This is a genomic window from Bradyrhizobium oligotrophicum, assembly GCF_051168495.1.
GTDB lineage: Bacteria > Pseudomonadota > Alphaproteobacteria > Rhizobiales > Xanthobacteraceae > Bradyrhizobium > Bradyrhizobium oligotrophicum_A.
On record NZ_JBNPVB010000012.1, the window covers coordinates 231,512 to 253,001 of the forward strand.

Consider the following 21,490-nt stretch of genomic DNA (forward strand, 5'->3'; position numbering starts at 1 on the left):
CGTGGACGCGATATCGATTTCCACCGGTCCACCCGAGCATCCGCTGCTCGACTTCACGACCCTGCTGCGGCAGGGTCTGTCCGAGCTCGAACGCCTTGCCGGCGACCAGTGGACCGACTTCAACGCGCATGATCCCGGCATCACGCTGCTCGAAGCCGCGTGCTACGCGCTCAGTGATCTCGGCTATCGCACCTTCCACCCGATTCCCGATTTGCTCGCGGAGACCGGTGCCGGCGGCGACACCTGCCTGTTCACGCCGGCGCAGGCGCTGACCACGAGGGCCGTCACCCCGGATGATCTCAGGCGCATCGCGCTCGACGTGCCCGGCGTCAAGAACGCCTGGATCGTCAGGGCGGACGGCACATCGCCGCCGCTCAGATATGATCCCGCAGCCAAGACGATCGTGATCGACCGCGATCCGACCCCGGCTGCGAACACCGAGCCGGTGAGCCCCGGCGGGCTGTGGCGCGTGCTGGTGGAGAAATCCGAGCTGCAGGACATCGACGCCTCGATCGTCCGGCTCGCGGTCGCACGGCGCCTCTACGCCAACCGGCCGCTGTGCGAGGATTTCGACGACATCGTCATGCTCGATCCGATGCCGGTCGCGGTGCGCGCCTCCGTCGAGATCGGCGAAACCGAGAACGGTGCCGACGTCCTGCTCGGCATCTTCGAGCGGGTCAGCGCGCTGGTCTCGCCGTCGGTCGGCTTCCTGAGGCTCGACCAGGCGCTGGCGCGCGGCGCGCGCACCGACGAGATCTTCGAAGGTCCGCCGCTGCTGCGCGGCTTCGTCGATCCAGCGACGCTGCCGCAGGCCGAGCGGCGCGTCGCGCTGCATACGTCGGATGTGATCCGCGAGATCATGAATGTGCCCGGCGTCCGCGCGGTGCGCTCGATCCTGCTGGTTCGCGCCGGAAGCGCGTCCGGCGAGCCGTGGTCGCTGACGCTCGACCAGAGCGGCGCCGCGCGCCTCGATCTCACCGCCAGCAGCATCGAGCTCGTCAAGGACCGGCAGACCGTCATCGTCGACACCGCGAGCGTGATCGACGCCTACGACATGCGCGCGCGCACCGCCCGCCTGTTCCCGGAACTGGCCACGACAGATCGCGATCTGGTCCCGCGCCCGGGGCAGCCGCGCGACGTCGCCAACTACCTGCCGCTGGAGACGGACCTGCCGCGGATCTATGGCGTCGGTCCGGGCGCCCTGCCCGATTCCGCCGATGACGCGCGCAAGGCCCAAGCCAACCAGCTCCGCGGCTATCTGAGGATCGTGGATCAGTTGCTGGCGAACGAGTTCGCCCAGCTCGGCCACGTCGCTTCGCTGCTGAGTCTCGATCGAAACTCGCCGCGCACCTATGCCGCACAGCTCGTCGGCGACGATCCGGACCAGGACCCGATCCTCGATCTGGACTTCGACTCGCAGGAGCTGGCCAGGCTGATCGAGCCCGACGACTCGTCGCAGGCGCTGCAGCGGCGCAACCGGCTTCTGAACCATCTGTTGGGACGTTTCGGCGAGACCGTGACCGACGATCCGCAGCTGTCGGGAGGGTCGACGCCGCTCGATGCGGATGCCGCGACGGCGCGTCTGTTGCTGGCCAAGAGCGAATTCCTCGAGCATGTGCCCGAACTCGGAGCGGCGCGCGGCACCGGCGTCGACATTCTCGCGTCCGGATCATCGCCCGCTCTCGTCGACCGCGTCCGTCTCAGGCTCGGCTGGCCTGCGGATCCTGACACGCGCTTTCTGCTCGTCGAGCATATCCTGCTGCGCGCTCTGCCCGAAGACGAGATCAACGCGCTGCCGCTGCTCGCCGCGGCCGGGCGCAAGGACCCCTGGACCGCCCAGCTCACCTTCGTATTTCCATCGCGTTTCGACAAACTCGAAAGCCTGATTCAGCGCATCGTTCGCGAGGAAACGCCGGCGCATCTGACGGCCTATCTGCTGTGGCTGGAGACTGATGCCTTCACCGCGTTTGCCGCGACCTACGACGATCTGCTGCTGGCGCTGCGGCAGCACTGTCTTGCCGACCGGCTCGGCCTGAAATCCGATGCCGGCAACGCGGAGCCGTCGTCGTGAGCGCCGCCATCACCAGTACGACCACGGTGCTGCGCCTGCGCGAGGCCCGCAACCGCATGATCGGCGCGCTGCAGCTCGGCGAGACCTATCCGGTGCGCGATCTGGTGGTGCCGAACGAGCGGCTGACGGTGGCCTTCAACGACACCGCGACGATCAAGATCGAGACCAGCGAAAGGGGCGTCGGTTACGGATTGCGCACCAAGACCGGCGATGCGGTCGGCGCCATCGTCACGGGCACCGGCGACACGATCGCCCTGACGACGCCGCCGATCCGCGACGACGTCACCTTCACGATCCATGCACGTGCGCCGAACGGCCGCGAGGCCGACCTGCTGACGACGGCCGGCGTCAAGGTCGGCCTCGACCTGTCGCTGGCGGCCATCCTGTTGCCCGAAGACGGCCCATCGCCGCGCATCCTCGACTACAACACGACCGTGACGGTGCGGCTTCCGTCCAGCCAGGACGGCGTCGACTACCGCCTCGTGCGTTTTGCCAATGGCGATCCGGCGCATCCGGACGACGTCGCGGCGGCGGCACAGGACGATATCGTCTCGGTGGGCAACCAGACCGTTCGAGGCACCGGCGGGCCGATCGCGCTGCCGAGCAAGCCGCTGCAGGCCGATACCGAGATCAGGATCCGCGCCACCAAGACGTTCGATGCCGCGCTGGCGCGTCCGCCGCAGACCAACATTCTCGCGATCCGCCTGCGCGTCTACGTCAAGGCCAATCCCGATCTCGTGCTGACGCCGGAGCCCGGCGCGATCGTCGACTTCCAGGCGGCACCGAAGATCAAGCTCGCCGCCGCCCAGAGCGGCGTCGACTATCGCGCGGTCGTGCTGCGTCTCCCCGACGCGGCGTTCGCGCAAGGCGCGGCTCCCGGTCCCGGGCTGCTCGCGGTGCCGGTGCCGGGACAGCCGAACGTGGTGATCCGCCTGCCGTCGCTGGCCGCGGCCGATCCGGCCGCCGTGCCGCAAGGCTTCACGATCGGCGCGGATTGGCAGGCTGGCGGCAACGCCGATCTGCGTCTCACGCTGCCGCAGGCCACCGCCGACAGCGTCGTCGCGATCGCCGCGCGCAAGGTTCATGCGACGGGACCGGCGTCCTTCACGTCCTGGATCTGGCTGCGCCAGATGCTTGCGGTGCTGGTGCGGCCCAATCCGCAGCCGGGCCTCAACGTCACCGTGACGCTCACCGGAGCAACGACTGACGGCGCCATGACGATCGCCGGTGGCCAGCGCGGCGTCTACTACACGCCGCGGACCACACCTCCCGGTCCCGCCATCCTCCCGGCCTATGTGCATCAGCGCAATCCGGACGATGCCAACGCCAACAAGGGCATCGGCCAGCTGGAGCTCGAGGTCGACTTCGCGGTGACGCGCGACGGCCAGCCGCCGCTGCCGCCGGTCGTGGACACCGCCGCGGTCGCCGTCGGAACGTCCCTGGCCATCGGCGCGATGATGGCGCAGAGCCGCGTCGGCATCGACCTGCCGAATCCTGTCGTGATCGCCGCCGTCCCTGCCGCGCAGGTGAATGCCGGCCTGGTCGATCGCGGCAGCGTCGCCCATGTCGTGGTGCCGACCAGCGCGGCAACCGACAGTTACGCCCTGTTCCAGGAAGCCGCGCCCGACGATGTCGCCATCGGTGCGCCGCGTGACGGCAATGGACAGGCGCTCGATTTTGCCTCCGCGGCCATCGCCAACGATACCGTGCTGGTGCTGGCGGTCACGAGCAAGGCGCCGATTCCGGTGCGGCGGCGGCTCCGGTTTACCGTCGCGGTCCGCCCCGATCCGTCATGCCCGGTCCGCGCCAGCGAGGCCGCAGTCCCCGCCGGCAACGCCACCAAGATCCTCGTCGACAAGACGCAGGTCGAGATGAGCTATCAGCTCACGGTTGCCGGCGCTCCGGTCGGCGCCGCCCAGCAGGGCACCGGCGATACGATCGTCTTCAGCACCGATCCGATCACCGCCCCCACCACTTTCTCCGTCACCGCCACGCGCCTGACCCCGCCGGCCGCAACCGCAACGCTGGCTGCAACGGCGGCCGTCACGCTCAAACCCAACTAGGACCGTCGACCGCTCAGCCATGTCCCAGCGTCACGCCATTCATCGTGAGATCGTCGAGGTGACCGTCGCCAGCGCGTCGGCCGCCGAGCGCATCAGCGCCGCTGTCTCCGAGGTGATGCGCGATGCGGTGACGCCGCTGCTGGAGCGCATGTTCGACGAACTGACGCCGCATGCCGAGGTGATCCGCATCGACCGGCTCGAACTCGATCTCGGCCGGCTCGATGCGGCCTCGCTGGCGCGGGAGCTGCCGGCCCGGATCGCGGCACGGCTTCCGGCCGCACTGCTGCAATCGGCGGCGTTCGCCCGCAGTCCAGACGATCCGGCGAAAACGTCGGCGCAGGCCGCGCGACGGAAGCCCGACGCCGACGCGGCGGCGCTGCTCGTGATCACTCACTTCGCAGCGACCGGCACCCTGCCATGGTGGTGCGACGGCCGCGGCCGCGACCTGCTCGACCGCGCGGCCGGCGCGGCATTGCAGCGCTCTCCCGCCAGCCTCGCCCACAGCCTGCGCGGCCTTGCTGGCGATCCGACCGCCCTCAATCGCCTAATCACGCACGTCTCCGACGCCACGCTCGAACGCATCGTCGCTGCACTCGCGCCCGACGGCGCCGCGATTCTGCGCGAGCTGGCAACGCTGCTGGCGAGCGTCTCGATCGAAGATCTGGCACCACGGCAGACCCGCATCGCTGTCTGGCGCGGCCTGCTGCAGGCGGCCTGTGCCGGTCCACGCGCCGACCTCGTCGAGACCGCGCTGACGGCAACCGCCATCGCAGCGGGCATACCACTGGCTGCGCTGCTGGAGGCCTGTGCGACTGCCATCGCAACGCTGCCGCCGTCGACCGGAATCGCAGATCGCATCGCTGCGCTGAAGCGCCTTCATGCCGTGGTCGCGTCTGCGCCGCGCGCGCCACGGAGCTGGTCGCAAGACCCGAGGATGGCGGCCCTGCATGCGGAGCTCGCGCCAATGGCGGCCCGGTTGCCCGCGCAGGATCAGCCGGCCTGGACGGAGACGTTCGCGCGTCTTGCGCAGGCTCCGGCGGGGTCGTCCTTCGACGCTGCGCTGTCAGCCGTGCTTCAGCCCCTCCGGCAGGCCGGCCTGATCACGGCGGCCGAGGCCGAACGTCTGCAGGCGCGGCTTGCACGCAGTGCCGCGGCCGCTGCCACGCGTCAGCAGCAGCGCAGCGATCCCGACGAGTCTCAGGCGGTCATGACCGCCGGCATCTGCCTGCTCTGGCCATTCCTGGCGCGGTTCTTCGCGCGCCGCGGCCTGCTCGACGCCAAGGAAACCGGCTTTGTGAGCGCGGCCGCGCAGCAGCGCGCCGTGCTGCTGCTGCATCACCTCGCGACTGGCGACGAAGACGCGCCGGAATTTGCGTTGCTGCTGCCGAAAGTGCTGTGCGGCGTGCCGCCATTCGACCCTTGCGAGATCGCCGAGCCGGTCACCGACACCGAGCGGGCCGAGGCCGCGCAAGTGCTGGACGCTGTGATCGCGCATGCGAACTGCCTCGGCACGATCTCGCATGCAGGCTTGCGCGAGACCTTCCTGATGCGGCCGGGCCTGCTGTCCACGCGCGACGGCGCCTGGCTGCTGCGGCTCGAACGGCGCAGCGCGGACGTGCTGCTGGAGCGGCTTCCCTGGACGCTGCAATGGCTGCGATTGCCATGGATGCAGGCGGCGATGCGGGTGGAATGGTGAGCACGCTGGAGCAGAACGCCGTCGATCTGGACGCCGAGCTGAGCTGGCTCGCGCAGCTGATCGATGCGCGCTTCAAGCTCTATTTCAACCTGGACGGCGCCGAGCCGAGCGCGCACCCGGAGCCGCCCGACCTGTCGCGCTCGTCCTCGCCCTACGCGGCCTTCCTGCGCGAGGCCAATTGCGACTTCGCCGAGCGGGCCGCGCTGGTGCTGGCGCTCGCGCCGCATCTGCGGCCGCAACTGCTCGACGTGTTCTTCACCCGCAACCAGACCTTCGACCGCCGCTTCACCGAGTTCGGCGGCGTGCGCAAGGAGGCCGACGGCGATTTCTGGCCGACCGGTGAAACGCTCGCCTTCCTCCTCGGCGGCACGGATCTCGCCACGCGCTTCCGGCTGCAGGCCTTGTTCGAGCCCGATCATGTGTTCGCGCGACGCGGCATCCTGCGCGCGGCAACGTCGGGCAGCGACGAGCCGGCGATGAAGGCGCGGCTCGCGCTGTCGGAGGACGCGCTGTCGCTGTTCACCCGCGGCGAGCAGCGCCGCCCGAGTTTCGGCGCGCATTTTCCCGCGCAACTGATCGAGACCCGGCTCGAATGGAGCGACCTCGTGCTGCATCCGGCGACGCGCCAGGGCCTCGGCCAGATCGAATCCTGGATCGCGCACGGCCACACCTTGATGCACGACTGGCGCATGGCCGCCAAATTGCGCCCCGGCTATCGCAGCCTGTTCTACGGCCCGCCCGGCACCGGCAAGACGATGACCGCCTGCCTGCTCGGCAAGACCACCGCACGCCACGTCTACCGCGTCGACCTCTCGATGGTGGTGTCGAAATTCATCGGCGAGACCGAGAAGAACCTCGCCGCCGTCTTCAACCAGGCCGAGGGGCGCAACTGGATCCTGCTGTTCGACGAGGCCGACGCGCTGTTCGGCAAGCGCAGCGAGACGCGCGACGCGCATGACCGCTACGCCAATCAGGAGATCGCCTTCCTGCTGCAGCGGATCGAAAGCTTCGACGGCATCGCCATCCTCGCCTCCAACCTGCGCGACAACATCGACGACGCCTTCGCGCGCCGCTTCGAATCCGTGATCTACTTCCCGCTGCCGCGCCCCGAGGAGCGCGAGCTGCTGTGGCGGCAAGGCTTCTCGGCCAAGGCGCAGTTCGCCGGCGACCTCGATCTGTCGAAGATCGCGCGCGACTACACGCTGTCGGGCGGCTCGATCATGAACGTGATCCGCCTCGCCTCGCTGCAATCGCTCAAGGACAATGGCCGTCCGATCGGCCGCGACGATGTGGTCGCCGCGATCCGGAGCGAGATGATCAAGGAAGGGAGGGCGGCATGAAGCAGACGACGACGCGCGCCGCGACCCCTTCAGCGCAGAACCGGAGCGCGCGACCGAGCCGGGGTGTCGCTCTGAATCCGCCCCTCGCCTTTCCCTCGCTGGCGATGCTGCAGCCGCGGCTCGAGATCGGCCCGGTCGATGATCCCCTGGAGCGCGAGGCCGACGCGATGGCCCACCGGGTCGTCGATGGTCCCGTGACCGGCGCAATGCCGGCCTCGCTGGGCGCGATCTCCGCAGCGGCGCCGCGCGTGCAGCGTCAATGCACCTGCGGCGGCACCTGCCCCGACTGCCGCAAGGATCTGATGCAGCGCAAGGAGGCGCATGGCGGCACGGCGGCGCTGAGCGCCGCGGTCGCGCCGCCCGTCGTCCACGACGTGCTGAGATCGCAGGGCACGCCGCTCGATGCGGCCACGCGCGCCGAGATGGAGCCGCGCTTCGGCCAGAGCTTCGAGGCGGTTCGCGTCCACACCGATGCACGAGCCGCGGCCTCGGCGCGCGCGGTCGGCGCGCAGGCGTATACCGTCGGCCGCAACGTCGTGTTCGGCAGCGGCCACTACGCGCCGCAATCGCCGGCCGGCCGCCGGCTGCTCGCACATGAGCTGACCCATGTCGTGCAGCAGGGCCGCGGCGCGCCGCAGCGGCTCGCGCGCAAGCCGGGAGGATCAGGAGGATCCGGCGGACCGGGAGGACCGGGAGGCACTGGTGGCGTCGGTGAACCCGCCGGCGGCTGCGGCGTGTGTCAGAAGCCGATGCATGCCGGCCTTGCGGCGCACCTCGAGATCGGGGCCGTGTTCGTGAACGACGTCCACCGGGGCCAAAGAGAAAAGCCGATCTTCGCCCCGATGGGCAGGGGTCGCCTCGACCTCGCGCTCGTCAGCGAACCCGAACGCACGATCTACACCGCCGAGGTCAAGCCCGACAACGCGCGCGGACAATCGGTCGGCCGCAGCGACCAGATTTTCTATCGCATGATCGTCGCCACGGATCGCTGGTACGAAAGCTTCTACCATCGCCATCTCACCGCCCAGCACTGGAATCCGGCCGGCAGACCGATCGGTGTGCTGTACACCCGAGGACTGCCGTTGACCTGCCAGCAGGAACTCTTTGTCAGGCCCGCGGAGCATGGTCTCTACCTCTACCATTGTGATCCGCGCGCCTCGCTCCAGGAGATGCGGCCGGACTGCAACTGCGAGAAATTCCAGGAAAAGAAGAAAAAGGAGAAGGAGGAGAAGGAGAAGGAGAAAGAGAAGGAGAAGGAGAAAGCGGGCAAGAAGGCCGGTGCGGCGAATGTCGGCTTCGGCATCTCGCTATTCGGCTCGAATGTCGGCGGCGGCAATGCCGGCGTCGGCGTCTCCGTCGGCTCCAACAGCGCCGCAGTCGGCACCGCTGGCGCCGGGGTCAGCTGGTTCTCCGATAGCGCTGCGGCTGGCGCAGCTGGCGCAGGCATCTCCACCAACGACACCGGCGCGACGGCGTTGTCGGCAAGCGCCGGCAAGAGTTCGGATTCGCTCGGCGCTTCCGTCGCGACCGCGGGTGCCGGCAAGTCCTCCGACAACACCAGCGTCGGCGCGGCCACTGCCGGCGCCGGCAAGAGCGAAGGCAATCTCTCGGCATCGGCAGCGACGGCCGCCAAGGGCGAAGCGAAGGACAATGTCGTCGCAGTCGCCAAGAGCGCAGGTTCGGGCAAGGCCGAGAACGTCGTCGGCGCCGGCGTCGGCTCGCCGCCCAAGGGCGCACCGGCCGCGCCGGTGCCCGGTTCGCCGCAAGGACAGGCGCCGACCGGCACGCCGACGCCGGGTGCAGCCACGCAGGGCACGCAGGGCCAGACGACGGCCGGCGCTCCGCAAGGACAGGCCGCCGCGCAAGGCAAAGGCACCGGCACGGGCAACGCCGACAAGCCCGGCACGACCGGAAGCGGCAGCGGCAAGAGTCCGGGCACGGGGTCCGGCGGCTCGACCGCCCAGACCGGCGGCACCAAGACCGGCAATGCCAAGACCGGCGAGGCTCCGACGGGTCAAGGCACCGGCGTGCCAGCACCAGGCGCAACACCCGGCGGCAAGCAGCAGACCGCCGGTGACGCCGGCAAGGGCACCGCCGGCACCGTGCCCGGCACGTCGGCGACGGCGACGCCGGGCAATGCGACGACCGGCGCAACGCCGATACCAGGCGGCATGGTCATTCCGCTGACGTCGCCGAACGCGACCGAGGCGGAGCAGCGCATGGCCCAGGCCGAGGCCGCCAAGGTGGCGCTGATGCTGAGCAAAGCCTCGCCCGGCCAGATCGCGCTGATGCAGCATTTGATCGACTCCTCCTCCGACAAGCAGTTCCGCGTGCCGACGGCGCAATGGGTCGAGACGATGATGCAGATCACCGCCGACATCACGCCGGACGATCTCGCTCTGCTCAAGACGCTCGACTGGAAGCCCGGTCACCTGCCCCCGGACGAATTGCGCAAGCAGATCGTCGAGGCGCTGAAGAAGCGTCACCAAGGCTCGGGCGGCGCGAAGGACGCCGCTGCGCAGCCCAATGCAGCCCCGAAGGACGACGGCAAGTCGGGGACGGCAGGTACGGGCGGCACGGGTGGCAAGGGCGACAAGGGAACGGGCGAGAAGACGCCTCCCGCCCCCAAGGGCAAGCAGACCGAGCCGTCATTCGGCAAATCCGGCGGCTACACGCTGGCCCGCAGCTTCACCGGTGATCGCAGCAAGACGAGCGAGCGCGACTACAGCTTCGTCACCAATGCGCCGATCACGACCGCGACCAAGGACGGCGACCGTGTGCTGATGACGCTGACCTGGATCGGCGACGACGGCAAGAACTACTACCATCAGCTGACCTACCAGGTGGCAGGCGCGCCGACGACCGAGACCGATGCGAAATACAAGGGCAAGACGCTGCTGCGGTTTGCTTTGAAGACGACCAATGCCGAGCTCATCAACATCGCGCCGGACGGACAGCAGCCGTTCCTGATCAACCCCGGCCGCGCTGCCACCTACCGCATCTTCACGAACTGAGACCAGCAATGAAAGCCGCCGCTACGAAAGCCGCCACGCCCCAATCGACCGCATCCGCGCAGCGGCCGGGCATGGGCGTCGCACTGCAGCCGCCCTCACCGCTTCTGCAGCCGTTGCAGCCGCGGCTCGAGATCGGCGCGGTCGACGATCCCGCCGAGCGCGAGGCCGAGGCGGTGGCGCATGCCGTCGCCGACGGGCCGGCGGCGGCGGCGCGTGTCGGCACGGCCGGCGCCGCCGCGGCGCGGCGCGCTCCGGCGCTGCAGCGCCAATGCGAATGCGGCGGCACCTGCGCCTCGTGCCGGGACGAGAAGCTGCGGCGCGAGGCGACGCAAGGCGGCGATGTCAGCACGCCGGCCGGCATCGCGCCGCCGATCGTGCACGAGGTGCTGCGCGCGCCAGGCCAGCCGCTCGAACGCGCGGCACGCAGCACGATGGAAAGCCGCTTCGGCCAAAGTTTCGCAGGCGTGCGCATTCACACCGATGCCCGTGCAGCGGCGTCGGCGCGCGCGGTCGGCGCCCGGGCCTACACGGTCGGGCACAACGTCGTGTTCGGCGCGGGACACTATTCGCCCGCCTCCAGCGCGGGCCAGCGCCTGCTGGCCCATGAGCTCGCCCACGTGGTGCAGCAGCGCGGCGAGCGCACCGTGCTTCGGCGCGCGCCCGACTACGACAAGATGTCCATCGACCAGTTGCGCAAGCTGGTCAGCAGCGGCGACAAGGCAGCGGTGGAAGCACTGCAGAACCGCTACGCGGCGATGAGCGACGGCCAGCTCGCCCAATATGCCAAGGGCACCGATGAGCTGGCCGCGCACGAATACGCCCGCCGCGTGATCAAGCCGACCGACGCCGCCGGACAAGGCCGCTTCTCGCAGAACGGCATGCAGGACGTGCTGACCAAGGATATCAGGGCCAATCGCTCCGCCAGCGGCATCACCCGTGTCGAACCCCATGCCGTCGCGCCGGACATCGAGGTCCAGGGCGGCACCGTCGGCGCGGCCCGCACCGACATTCCCGGCCTGGAAAACCGCAGCTTCGTCGGCCAGTCGAAGCTGGCGGGCGGCCCGGGTTACAATGCTCAATCCAACTTCCCGCCCCACACCAATCCCGAGACGCTGCCGCACACGCATGGTCATGCCGAGCAGCACATCGCCGATCAGCTCGAGGAGGCGCTCGCCAAGATCCCGCGCGACCAGCTCAAGGGCCGCCGCGTCTGGATGCTGATCGAACAGGAGGTGTGCGCGACCTGCGGCCAGGGCGCGACCAACGCCGAAACCGCCGCCGGTGTCCTCAAGAAGCTCAGCCTGAAATATCCGGAGCTCACCTTCGAGATCAAGAACCTGCAGAGCAGCAGCCTGACCGTCCTGAAAGGCTCAGAGACCGCCGTCGCCGCGGCGGAAGGCGCACAGGCCGTATCCGGTGCGCCGTCGGGCAACCAGGCCACGTCGGTGCAGGTCGAGACCAAGGTCGAGGTCGTCAACTCGGTCCGCAACGCCAACGGCACGACGGTGTCGGAGGTCAGGTACAGCTTCGGCAAGAACCTCGAGCAGGTCAACACGTCGGCGCCGGCCGGCGCCAAGGTGCCCGCGGAGATCACGATCAGGATCACGCAGAACGCCGACGGCAGCATCGCCGCCGTGGAGTCCTTGTCGGGCGAGCCGCAGGCGCTGGTGGAGGCGCTGGCGCAAAAGACACTCGCGGGCGCAAGCGGCGAAGCAGGCGCCCTGGAAGGCGCCGCGGAGGGGGCGGCAGCCGCCGCCAACAGCGCGCGCCGGATGGCGCTGCTGTTCAAGGGCCTCAAGATCGGGGGCATCGCCGCCTTCACCATCATCACCGGCTATCAGCTCTATACGGCGACGCCGAAACAGCGCCCGCGCGTGCTCGCTGGCGCGGCCGGCGGGCTCGCCGGCGGAGCGCTCGGAAGCTACGTCGTCTGCAATCTCCTGCTCGACATCGAGACGGCGGGATGGGGCCTCCTGATCTGCGGCCTCATCGTCGGCGGCGGCACCGGATATCTGAGTAGCAAGGGGAGCGAGGCTGCCTACGACGCCGCCACCGAGACCGAGCTCGACCGCGCCTACAAGCAGCTCGGAGGCAAGCGGCCGAACGAGATCGGCATCTACAACATCCTGATCGGTAGGATGGGGTCGGATGGCTGCGTCGACGCGGCGTTCGTGACCGAATTCATGCGCGCCTTCCCCGAAGATGTCACGGACGCCGAGACGGTGCTGATCGCGGCGCAGCTTGCCGACGCATCGATTCAGGGTGTCCCGCCCGTGGCACGCCTGCCGGCGCCGACGTCGTACGCAGGCAGGGACGACGTCTGCCCCTCCTGTCACGGGCGGCTGCCGAAGGACCTGCCCGGACCGAAAATGACGCCGGCCGAGGTCGAAGCCCTCAACCGCATTCCGACCTGCTCGAGCGTCACCGGACAGGCGCTTGCGGCGTTGCGGTCCGCGGTCAAGAACCTGCCGCAGCGGCCACGGAACCTGCCGGCCCCGGCCAAGCCTCAGCCGGTGCAGCCCCGCGATCCGAACGCCCATCCCAGCCCGCCCGGCTACAAGCCGCCCGATCCCAACCGCAATGCATTCCCGACGGTCCAGGAGCAGCTCGGCACGGTGTGCCCGAACTGTCATGCGCCGAACCGCGGCCAGGAGATGTGGAAGGATTTCGGTTTCGGCAAGGACCCGAAGAACGACGAAGCCACCCGCAAATTCCTGCAGGATTGGCTGTCAAAGTAGTACGGCCGATCGACCGATCGGCAACACGACGGTCGGAGAACGACCGATCAATATTGCCCGGGAGGACATCATGACGCTCTCATCAGGGGAACTGGCCCAGATCGTCTGGGCGGAGACCAAGGCGCTCGGCACCGCGCCCGCCGACGGCAGCGGCAGCGTCAACGGCGTCAGGCGACTCATTGCGCAGCTTGCGGCATCCGTCGATGGCGCCGGTTTCCAGCGGCGCGATCAGTTGCCATCGGTGCAGGACCGCAAGCTCGGCGACACCGTGCGCGCGATCCTGTCGATTGCCGAGGATGCGCGCGGCGCGACCGCGCCGCAGAGCCGCATCATCATCTGGGAGGCTGATGGCGACACGCTGCGGCTCAACACGGCGACGACCCCGCCGCCGCCCGCGCCATGGGCCGGTCTTGCACCCGACAACATCACGCATCAGCTGCATCAGCGCCTCGCCAACGGCCAGACCGTCGACGTCTTTACGCGCGATGCGGCGACCGATGGAGGCTCCGGAAGCACGGCCATCATCGTCAACGCCACGACCGGCACCGGCGTGCCCGGCGGCGGCGCGCCGATGGCCGAGCCGCGCGCGACGTCGAAGGCGATGCCGAAGACCGGCGTGCTCCTGTTCGTGGTCGCGCTCGGGCTGTTCGTGCTCTCGGCACTCGGCTCCTACGGCATCGGCGTCGGCGCGCGGCTGTCGCTCGGCCAGTTCGTGCAGAGCGCGCGCATCGCGACCGGCAGCACCGGCGGCGGGTTGGATTGCACCGTGGCCACAACCGAAAAGCCCAGCGTGCTCGACAGTGTCAAATGGCGGCCCAATGTCGACAAGGCCAGCGATTGCCGCACGCAGTTCACCGCGGCGCAGTCCATCGTCGCGTCGGCGCAATATCCCGACCCCGAGGCCAAGCCCGGCACCCACGCCGTCCGCAAGACCACCTGGCCGGAATGGTTTGCGAGCCAGGCGCTGGAGTGGTCGAGCGTGATCAACGGCACGATGTCGCTGGTGGTCCCGTTCTGGCTTGCGCTCGCATCTCTCTCGCTGCTTTTCATCGCCTGCGGCTTCGGCATCACCGGGCGCGCGCTGGGGCCGATCATCGACGAACGCAACCGAATGAGCCTCACTTTGGCTCAGCTCGCGATCTGGTCGATCATCCTGCTGTCGGGACTGCTGGTCTGCGGCCTCTTCAACTACGGCTTCGGCGGACTCCTGATCACCGAGCTGCAGCAGCAGGCCGCGGCCGCGACGGCCGCCAAGGAAACGCCCAACCACGCCAAGATCGCGCTCGACGCCTACAATCTGTTCCCGAGCATCCCGTTCTATCTCGGTCTCGTCGGCGGTTTTGCAGTTGCGACGCCGTTCCTGTCGCGCCTGATCTCGAACTCGACCCTCGTCGGCACGCAGGACCAGACCGCGCCCGATACGGCCGCGCCGACGCAGGCGCCGAAATATCTGGCCGACAAGGCCGGCCCCGAGAAGGCCGCACTGTCCGACATGGTGCTGCAGGAGGTGAAAGGACGCAGCGACATGGTCGACATCAACCGGGTCCAGCATGTCGCCATCACCGGCATCCTCGCCATCAGCTATCTGCTGGTGCTGTTCGACGTGGTCTCGAACATCGATGCGGTGCGCATCGTCTTCGCCGCCGTCCAGAATGCCTCGGTGCTGACCTCGATGCCGCAGATCGACGGCACGTTCACGTCGCTGCTGTTCGTCAGCCACGCCGCCCTGCTCGGCAGCAAGGTCTACGACAAGATGGTGCCGGCCAAACGCGAAGGCTGAGGCTGGCTCATCGCAGAACGGTTCGCGTCGACCCGACGGGCAAATCGGGCGTCGGCGGTCGTTGGCAAGACGACTGTCCGGGAGCTGTCCGCCACGCGCCTCCGCCGCCACGGCCTTTGCGCGAAAAGCGCCGGTTTGCGTGCGGACTCAACGAGATCACCCCTGTCCAGTCGCTCCGCCGAAAATATTCTTGTTTCGCTTTTACAGAATTCATGATTGAGTACCGCCATCCTGCCTCGTCACGAGGGGCGTATCGCGATCGTCACGGCACGCGAGGTGGGATGCGGTGGCCGCGGTCATGCCGCAGCGCGCTCTGACGGCGTGCGGACGAACGGCTGGTTGCGGACGTGAAGACGCGTGGTCCTGGCGCCCCGACGCTGGCGCTAAGTCCTCAGGTGATGATGATCCCGAGGGCAACGGTGGCTATCAAGCCGGACACCGGGGAGAGCGCGACATAAGCGTGAAAACCATCGCGCGGGGAATGCCGGGATGTCTCGGCTGAACCTGTGGTGACTGCCGCCTGCTTTCTTTCTGCAGGCGGGCCATGGGGGCGGCCAGCTCCCGGCATTCCCTGCGCCCTCGTCTTCGACAGGGCGAAACGAAATGGAACAGCTCGGGCGCATCCGCGCCGCGAGAACGGTTTGCTACGTCCGGCTCCTGCCCGTTCGTTCAATGCGCTGTTTGATCCCGTGAACATCTCCGAACGCACGCGCGCCTGTCACGCGGCTGGCCTCTGCGGTTGGAGAGAGAGGAGCAGGTGTACCCCCCTCTTTCCATCATCGGCTCGCGCCGATTGCTGCGGCCGCCTCAGCCGTCGATCCAGCCACGGCTGTCCTACCGTGTCGACGGCACGAAATGATCGTGCTTGCTCACCGACGTCCCGGTCGCGGGATCGGTGATCCTGATTTCGATGTCGACCGGCGCCGACGGAAGGTCGGCCCCCTTGGCCTCGATCGACATGCGGATCTCGCGGGTCTGGTCCTGGCCGACGTCGATCACCATGCGGCCATCGGCCTCGCGCGTCTCCCCGGCCACCGTGAGCTTGGCATTCGGCAGGCCGACGACGTCGAGCACGAAATCGCGCGCACCGCGCTTGTTGAGCAGGCGCACCGTATAGTCGTTGCGCACGCCGCCATCCGACAACTGGACGAGCAGCGGATTGCGCTCGTGCAGCACGTTGATGCCCATCGTGCCGCGCGTCGCCAGCGTGTACAGCATGACACCGCCGACGATGGCGATGAAGCTCGCATAGATGACGGTCCGCGGCCGGACGATGCGGTAGATCTCCGGCTTGCCCTCCTTGCGGCGCTGGACATTGATATCCGTGTCGTAGCCGATCAGGCCGGTGGGGCGGCCGATCTGCGTCATCACGGAATCGCAGGCGTCGATGCACAGGCTGCACTGGATGCAGCCGAGCTGGATGCCGTGGCGGATGTCGACGCCTGTCGGGCAGACGTTGACGCATTGATGGCAGTCGACGCAGTCGCCGGCCGGCGCGCCCTGCAGCCGCGCCGCCTCGGCCTTCTTGACCGACATGCGCGGCTCGCCGCGGTCCCCCTTGTAGGTGACGTTGAGCGCCCATTCGTCGGTCAGCGCCGCCTGGATGCGCGGCCAGGGACACATGTAGATGCAGACCTGCTCGCGGGCATGGCCGGCGAACACATAGGTCGTGGCCGTGAGAATGCCGATCCACAGATAGGCGGCGAACGGCGCCTGGAAGGTGGCGAGTTCCTTCACCAGCGTGGGGGCGTCGTCGAAATAGAGCACCCACGCGCCGCCGGTCCACCAGCCGATCATGATCCAGAGAAAGTGCTTGAGCGCAACCTGGCGGATGTGGGTGAAGGTCCAGCCGCGCTTGTCGCTCAGCATGCGCTCGCGGCGGTCACCCTCGACCCAGCGCTCGACCGCGTAGAACAGGTCGGTCCACACCGTCTGCGGGCAGAGATAGCCGCACCACAGCCGGCCCGCGACCGCATTCATCAGGAACAGGGTCACGGCGGCGAGGATCAGCAGGCCGGTGAAGTAATAGACCTCCTGCGGCCACAGCTCGATGAAGAAGAAGTAGAACCGGCGGTGCGGAAAGTCGACCAGGACCGCCTGGTTCGGCATCCCGGGGCCGCGATCCCAGCGCACGAACGGCAACAGATAGTAGATGCCGAGCGTGATGCACAGGATCGTCCACTTGATACGCCGGAAGCGGCCGTGCACGGCTGCCGGATAGACCTTGTCGCGCGCCTTGTAGAGCGGACCGACGATGTAGGTTTCGTCCTGGTCAGCCATGATGCCCTCGCTTCATCTTCATCTCACCCCACCTTCCCGCCGGTTCAGGAGAACGCGTTGCCGCTTCTCAAGCCCAGCTTCTTGAACACGATCGCCGCCGGGCAGAATCCGGTGAACGAGGCCTGGATCATGTTGAGGCCCGCGAAGGCCGTCAGCAGGAACCAATACGGACTGACATACCAGCCGAGCGCGACGCCGAGCAGGACGACGGCCCCTGCGAAGGCGAGAACAGCTTTGTCGACGTTCATGGCACTTTCCCTCATGGTTGCATTTGAGCGTGATCAAGCCGGGCCGCGGCATCACTGCCGCAGGCCGGACAGCGTCCAGGCGACGATTCGTTGCGAGTCCATCGCACCCGAGATCCGCGCGGCACCGGTCTTGACTATATATTCGTATATGCGTATTTACGCAAATATGAAATTTGATGCTGACATCATGGAAGTGGCAGCCGACCAGGCCAGTGACCTGTTGAAGGCGCTGTCGAACCGGCACCGTCTTCTGATCATCTGCCAGCTGGTCGACGACGAACGGTCAGTCGGCGAACTTGCTGCGTTTCTGGGGCTGCGCGACTCGACCGTCTCGCAACACCTCGCCCTGCTACGCAAGGACGGCTTGGTGACCGCCCGGCGAGACGGGCAGACGATCCATTATTCGATCGCCAGCGAGCCTGCGCGCGAAGTTCTGAAGACGCTCTATCAGGTCTATTGCGCAGCTCCGCCCGATTTGAATCGAAACAGACAGGACTAGGCCGATGCGCAGAATACCGCTCCTGAGCTTGATCGCTGCGATGGCTTCGCAGATCGCCTGGCCGGCGGCGACGGCCCACGCGGAAACGCTGACGGTGACCCCGCGTCAGGTCGCCGACGAGAAGGCTGTGTTCGCGACCGTGGAAAGCGTCAGCGTCGTCCCGGCGCGCGGTCGCATCGGCGGCACCATCGCGCAGCTGTCGGTGCGCGAAGGCGATCCGGTCAAGCGCGGCCAGCCGATCGCCCTGATCGGCGACGAGAAACTGGCGCTGCAACTGAAATCTCTCGACGCGCAGATCGAGGCGCTGCAGGCGCAGGCCAACCAGGCACAGATCGACTTCACCCGCACCGAGGGTCTCGTCGAGCGCGGCACCCTGCCCCGCGTCAAGCTCGACGAGACTCGCACTGCGCTGAACGTCGCCGAGAACGGGCTGCGGGCCAAGACCGCCGAGCGGGCCGTGGTCAACCAGCAAATGAGCGAAGGCCAGGTGCTGGCGCCCGATGACGGGCGCGTGCTGAAGAAGCTGGTGACGGTCGGCTCGGTGGTCCTGCCCGGCGATCCCGTGGTGACCGTAGCGCAGCAGAACTTCAAGCTGCGGCTGCGCGTGCCCGAGCGCCGTGCGCTGTTCCTGAAGGCGGGCGACAAGATCCGCATCGATGGCGCCGAGTTCGGCGAGAGCGGCGACAAATGGGGCGTGATCGACCTCGTCTATCCGCAGATCGAGGAAGGCCGCGTCGTCGCCGACGCGATCGTCCCGGGCCTCGGCCAGTATTTCGTCGGCGACCGGCTGCGGGTGTGGATCTCCGGCGGCCAGCGCGACGCCTATGTCGTCCCCATCAGCTACGTCACCACCCGCTTCGGCATCGACTACGTCCAGCTGCAGCAGGGCTCGCAACAGGTGAGCGTTCCTGTGCAGCGCGGCCGCGCGCTGCCGAGCGCCGATCTTCCCGACGGACTTGAAATCCTGTCCGGCCTGCGCGCCGGCGACCAGTTGGTGCAGCCGTGAAACTCGGACTCTCAGGCAAGCTGACCCAGGCGACCATCGCCTCGCCGTTGACGCCGCTGTTCCTGCTCGCCTCGCTCGTGGTCGGCCTCATCGCCGTCGTGATGATCCCGCGCGAGGAGGAGCCGCAGATCAGCGTGCCCATGGTCGACATCCGCGTCAACGCCGACGGCCTGCGCGCGCCCGACGGCGTGGAGCTGGTCACCAAGCCGCTGGAGACGATCGTCAAGGCGATCGACGGCGTCGAGCACGTCTACAGCCAGACCGAGGATGACCGCGTCATGGTCACCGCGCGGTTCCTGGTGGGCACCAAGTTCGAGGATGCGATCCTGCGCGTCCACGAGAAGATCCGCGCCAACCTCGACCGCATCCCCGTGGGCATCCCCGAGCCGCTGATCGTCGGACGCGGCATCAACGATGTCGCTGTCACCGTGCTCACCCTATCGCCCAAGCCGGAGGCCGCCGAGCGCTGGACTGACAAAGATCTGTATGAGCTCGCCGACAAGCTGCGTGCCGAGCTGACCAAGGTCGACAATATCGGCCTGACCTACATCTCCGGCGGCGGCGCCCAGCAGATCCGCGTCGAGCCTGATCCCGAAAAGCTGTCGCTGTTCGGCGTCACCTTGCAGCAGCTCGTCGCCAAGGTTAAGGATGCCAACCGCTCCTTCCTCGCTGGCGACGTCCGCGACGGCGGTATCGTCCGCAACGTTACCGCCGGCCAGACCCTGACTGGCATTCCCGACATCGGCCTGCTGCTGATCTCGACCCGCGACGGCCGCCCCGTCTATGTGCGCGATGTCGCGACCGTGGTCATCGGCCCCAATCTCGCCGAGCACCGCGTCTGGGACGACGCACGCAACGACAAGGGAGACTGGCACCGCGTGCCTGCGGTGAGCCTGGCGCTCGCCAAGCGCGCCGGCGCCAATGCGGTGGTGGTGTCGCACGATATCGCGCAACGGCTCGAAGGACTGAAGACCACACTCATTCCCAACGACGTGGCGGTCACGGTGACCCGCGACTATGGCGAGACCGCCAATGAAAAGGCCAACGAACTCCTGTTCCATCTCGGCCTCGCGACGATCTCGATCGTCGTTCTGATTGCGATCGCGATCGGTTGGCGCGAGGCGCTCGTGACCTTCGTCGTCATCCCGACCACGATCCTGCTGACGATGTTCGCCGCCAATCTGATGGGCTACACCATCAATCGCGTCAGCCTGTTCGCGCTGATCTTCTCGATCGGCATTTTGGTCGACGACGCCATCGTCGTGGTCGAGAATATCGCCCGCCATTGGGGCATGCGCGACGGCCGTCCGCGATTGCAGGCGACGATCGAAGCGGTGGCGGAGGTCGGCAATCCCACGATCGTAGCCACCCTGACCGTGGTTGCAGCCCTGCTCCCGATGCTGTTCGTCTCGGGCCTGATGGGCCCGTACATGGCGCCGATCCCGGCCAACGCCTCGGCCGCGATGCTGTTTTCGTTTGTCGTCGCCATGGTCGTGGCGCCGTGGTTGATGCTGCGGCTGGCGCCGAAGCAGACCGGCGACGCGGCCGGCGCGCATCACGACGCGCATCGCGAGGGCCGGCTCGGCCGGATCTATCGCCGCGTCGCGCGTCCGGTCATCGCCAGCAAGCGCTCCGCGTGGATCTTCCTGCTGGGCGTCGGCATCGCCACGCTGCTGTCGATGACGCTGTTCGCGACCAAGTCCGTGACCGTCAAGCTGCTGCCGTTCGACAACAAGTCGGAGATCGCCGTGATGGTCGATCTGCCGGAAGGCGCGAGCCTGGAGGATACCGAGCGGACGCTGTTCGCCGCCGCCGACATCGCGCATCAACTGCCGGAGATCGCCAATCTGCAGAGCTATGCCGGTACGGCCGCCCCTTTCAACTTCAACGGCCTCGTCCGGCACTATTATCTGCGCGAGCGCCCGGAGCTCGGCGAGCTCCAGGTCAATCTCGCGGCGCGCGGCGACCGCAAGCGCTCGAGCCACGACATCGCGCTCGATCTGCGGCAGCGGCTCAAGACGGTCGCCGTGCCCCCGGGCACCAGCATCAAGGTGGTCGAAGTGCCGCCCGGGCCGCCGGTGCTGGCGACCTTGCTCGCCGAGATTTACGGCCCGGATGCCGCGACCCGGCGCGCGGTCACCACCGAGCTGAAAAAGGTGTTCGCCGACGTGCCCTTCATCGTCGACATCGACGACTCGATCGGTAAGCCGCGGCCGCGGCTGCGGCTGTCGATCGACCAGGACAGTCTCGAATATTTCGGGGTCGAGCAGCGCGACGTCTATGACACCATTCAGACCTTGTTCGGCGGCGTCTCCGTCGGCTACTCGCATCGCGGTGAGGAGCGTAACCCGATCGAGATCGCGGTGAAGCTGCCGAAGCAGGACAAGAGCTGGAGTCAGGCTCTGGCCTCGACGCCGGTGCCGGCCAACACGGTGCCCGGTAGCAAGACCGTGGTCGAGCTCGGCCAGGTCGTGAAGGCGACGATGGAAGACGGCTCGCCGATGATCTTCCGCCGCGACGGCCGCTTCGCCGATATGGTGATGGCCGAGCTCGCCGGCCGCTTCGAGGCCCCGCTCTACGGCATGCTCGCGGTCGCCGACCGCATCGATGCGCATGACTGGGGCAAGCTGCCGAAGCCTTCGATCGGCTTCCATGGCCAGCCCAAGGACGAGCAGCATCCGACCCTGCTGTGGGACGGCGAATGGGAGATCACCTATGTGACGTTCCGCGACATGGGCGCGGCGTTCGGCGCAGC

Annotated in this window: 12 protein-coding genes; 10 read left to right on the plus strand and 2 right to left on the minus strand. The window is 68.0% G+C overall.

Features of this window, described 5'->3' with window-relative positions; all coding sequences use genetic code 11:
- Position 1 precedes the first annotated feature (1 nt).
- From ACQR1B_RS22935 to ACQR1B_RS22965, 7 genes are all read left to right on the plus strand, one after another.
- On the plus strand, positions 2–2,071 hold the full coding sequence (locus ACQR1B_RS22935) for a hypothetical protein (protein ID WP_434833629.1): 2,070 nt from the start codon (positions 2–4) through the stop codon (positions 2,069–2,071).
- The gene (locus ACQR1B_RS22940) at positions 2,068–4,134 is read left to right on the plus strand and encodes a hypothetical protein (RefSeq protein ID WP_434833628.1); all 2,067 of its coding nucleotides are present in this window, start codon (positions 2,068–2,070) and stop codon (positions 4,132–4,134) included. The genes ACQR1B_RS22935 and ACQR1B_RS22940 overlap by 4 nt, the downstream gene beginning before the upstream one ends.
- Before the next feature lie 19 nt (positions 4,135–4,153).
- The gene (locus tag ACQR1B_RS22945) at positions 4,154–5,830 is read left to right on the plus strand and encodes a contractile injection system tape measure protein (RefSeq protein WP_434833627.1); all 1,677 of its coding nucleotides are present in this window, start codon (positions 4,154–4,156) and stop codon (positions 5,828–5,830) included.
- Positions 5,782–7,170, plus strand: a complete 1,389-nt coding sequence (locus ACQR1B_RS22950; protein ID WP_434833626.1) for an ATP-binding protein — start codon at positions 5,782–5,784, stop codon at positions 7,168–7,170. Before ACQR1B_RS22945 ends, ACQR1B_RS22950 begins: the two co-directional genes overlap by 49 nt.
- Entirely contained in the window at positions 7,167–10,184 is a 3,018-nt protein-coding gene (locus ACQR1B_RS22955; RefSeq protein ID WP_434833625.1) for an eCIS core domain-containing protein, read from the plus strand. The genes ACQR1B_RS22950 and ACQR1B_RS22955 overlap by 4 nt, the downstream gene beginning before the upstream one ends.
- A gap of 8 nt (positions 10,185–10,192) precedes the next feature.
- On the plus strand, positions 10,193–12,922 hold the full coding sequence (locus ACQR1B_RS22960) for an eCIS core domain-containing protein (protein ID WP_434833624.1): 2,730 nt from the start codon (positions 10,193–10,195) through the stop codon (positions 12,920–12,922).
- 70 nt (positions 12,923–12,992) lie between these two features.
- On the plus strand, positions 12,993–14,702 hold the full coding sequence (locus tag ACQR1B_RS22965) for a hypothetical protein (RefSeq protein ID WP_434833623.1): 1,710 nt from the start codon (positions 12,993–12,995) through the stop codon (positions 14,700–14,702).
- Between the two features lie 834 nt (positions 14,703–15,536).
- Here ACQR1B_RS22965 and ccoG read toward each other — a convergent pair.
- Positions 15,537–16,982 carry a cytochrome c oxidase accessory protein CcoG gene (gene ccoG, locus ACQR1B_RS22970; RefSeq protein ID WP_434833622.1) on the minus strand — a complete coding sequence of 482 codons (1,446 nt, stop codon included), beginning with the start codon at positions 16,980–16,982 and terminating at the stop codon, positions 15,537–15,539.
- Positions 16,983–17,026: 44 nt separating this feature from the next.
- The gene (locus ACQR1B_RS22975; RefSeq protein WP_434833621.1) at positions 17,027–17,230 is read right to left on the minus strand and encodes a YgaP family membrane protein; all 204 of its coding nucleotides are present in this window, start codon (positions 17,228–17,230) and stop codon (positions 17,027–17,029) included.
- Positions 17,231–17,417: 187 nt separating this feature from the next.
- On the opposite strand from ACQR1B_RS22975, the gene ACQR1B_RS22980 reads away from it, so the two are divergent.
- The 3 genes from ACQR1B_RS22980 to ACQR1B_RS22990 form a co-directional block, all read left to right on the plus strand.
- Complete coding sequence (locus tag ACQR1B_RS22980; RefSeq protein WP_434833833.1) at positions 17,418–17,729, plus strand: ArsR/SmtB family transcription factor; 312 nt, start codon at positions 17,418–17,420, stop codon at positions 17,727–17,729.
- A 4-nt stretch (positions 17,730–17,733) separates the two neighbouring features.
- Positions 17,734–18,735, plus strand: coding sequence for an efflux RND transporter periplasmic adaptor subunit (locus ACQR1B_RS22985; RefSeq protein ID WP_434874944.1), 1,002 nt, complete (start codon positions 17,734–17,736; stop codon positions 18,733–18,735).
- On the plus strand, positions 18,732–21,490 hold a 2,759-nt coding region (locus tag ACQR1B_RS22990; RefSeq protein WP_434875135.1), incomplete at its 3' end, for an efflux RND transporter permease subunit. The genes ACQR1B_RS22985 and ACQR1B_RS22990, both read left to right, overlap by 4 nt.

Excerpts from the sequence above, each read along its gene's own strand:
- ACQR1B_RS22945 (WP_434833627.1), top strand. The coding sequence starts at position 4,154 with ATGTCCCAGCGTCACGCCATTCATCGTGAGATCGTCGAGGTGACCGTC.
- ACQR1B_RS22950 (WP_434833626.1), top strand. The coding sequence starts at position 5,782 with ATGGCTGCGATTGCCATGGATGCAGGCGGCGATGCGGGTGGAATGGTG.
- ACQR1B_RS22955 (WP_434833625.1), top strand. The coding sequence starts at position 7,167 with ATGAAGCAGACGACGACGCGCGCCGCGACCCCTTCAGCGCAGAACCGG.
- ACQR1B_RS22960 (WP_434833624.1), top strand. The coding sequence starts at position 10,193 with ATGAAAGCCGCCGCTACGAAAGCCGCCACGCCCCAATCGACCGCATCC.
- ACQR1B_RS22965 (WP_434833623.1), top strand. The coding sequence starts at position 12,993 with ATGACGCTCTCATCAGGGGAACTGGCCCAGATCGTCTGGGCGGAGACC.
- ccoG (WP_434833622.1), bottom strand. The coding sequence starts at position 16,982 with ATGGCTGACCAGGACGAAACCTACATCGTCGGTCCGCTCTACAAGGCG.
- ACQR1B_RS22975 (WP_434833621.1), bottom strand. The coding sequence starts at position 17,230 with ATGAACGTCGACAAAGCTGTTCTCGCCTTCGCAGGGGCCGTCGTCCTG.
- ACQR1B_RS22980 (WP_434833833.1), top strand. The coding sequence starts at position 17,418 with ATGGAAGTGGCAGCCGACCAGGCCAGTGACCTGTTGAAGGCGCTGTCG.
- ACQR1B_RS22985 (WP_434874944.1), top strand. The coding sequence starts at position 17,734 with ATGCGCAGAATACCGCTCCTGAGCTTGATCGCTGCGATGGCTTCGCAG.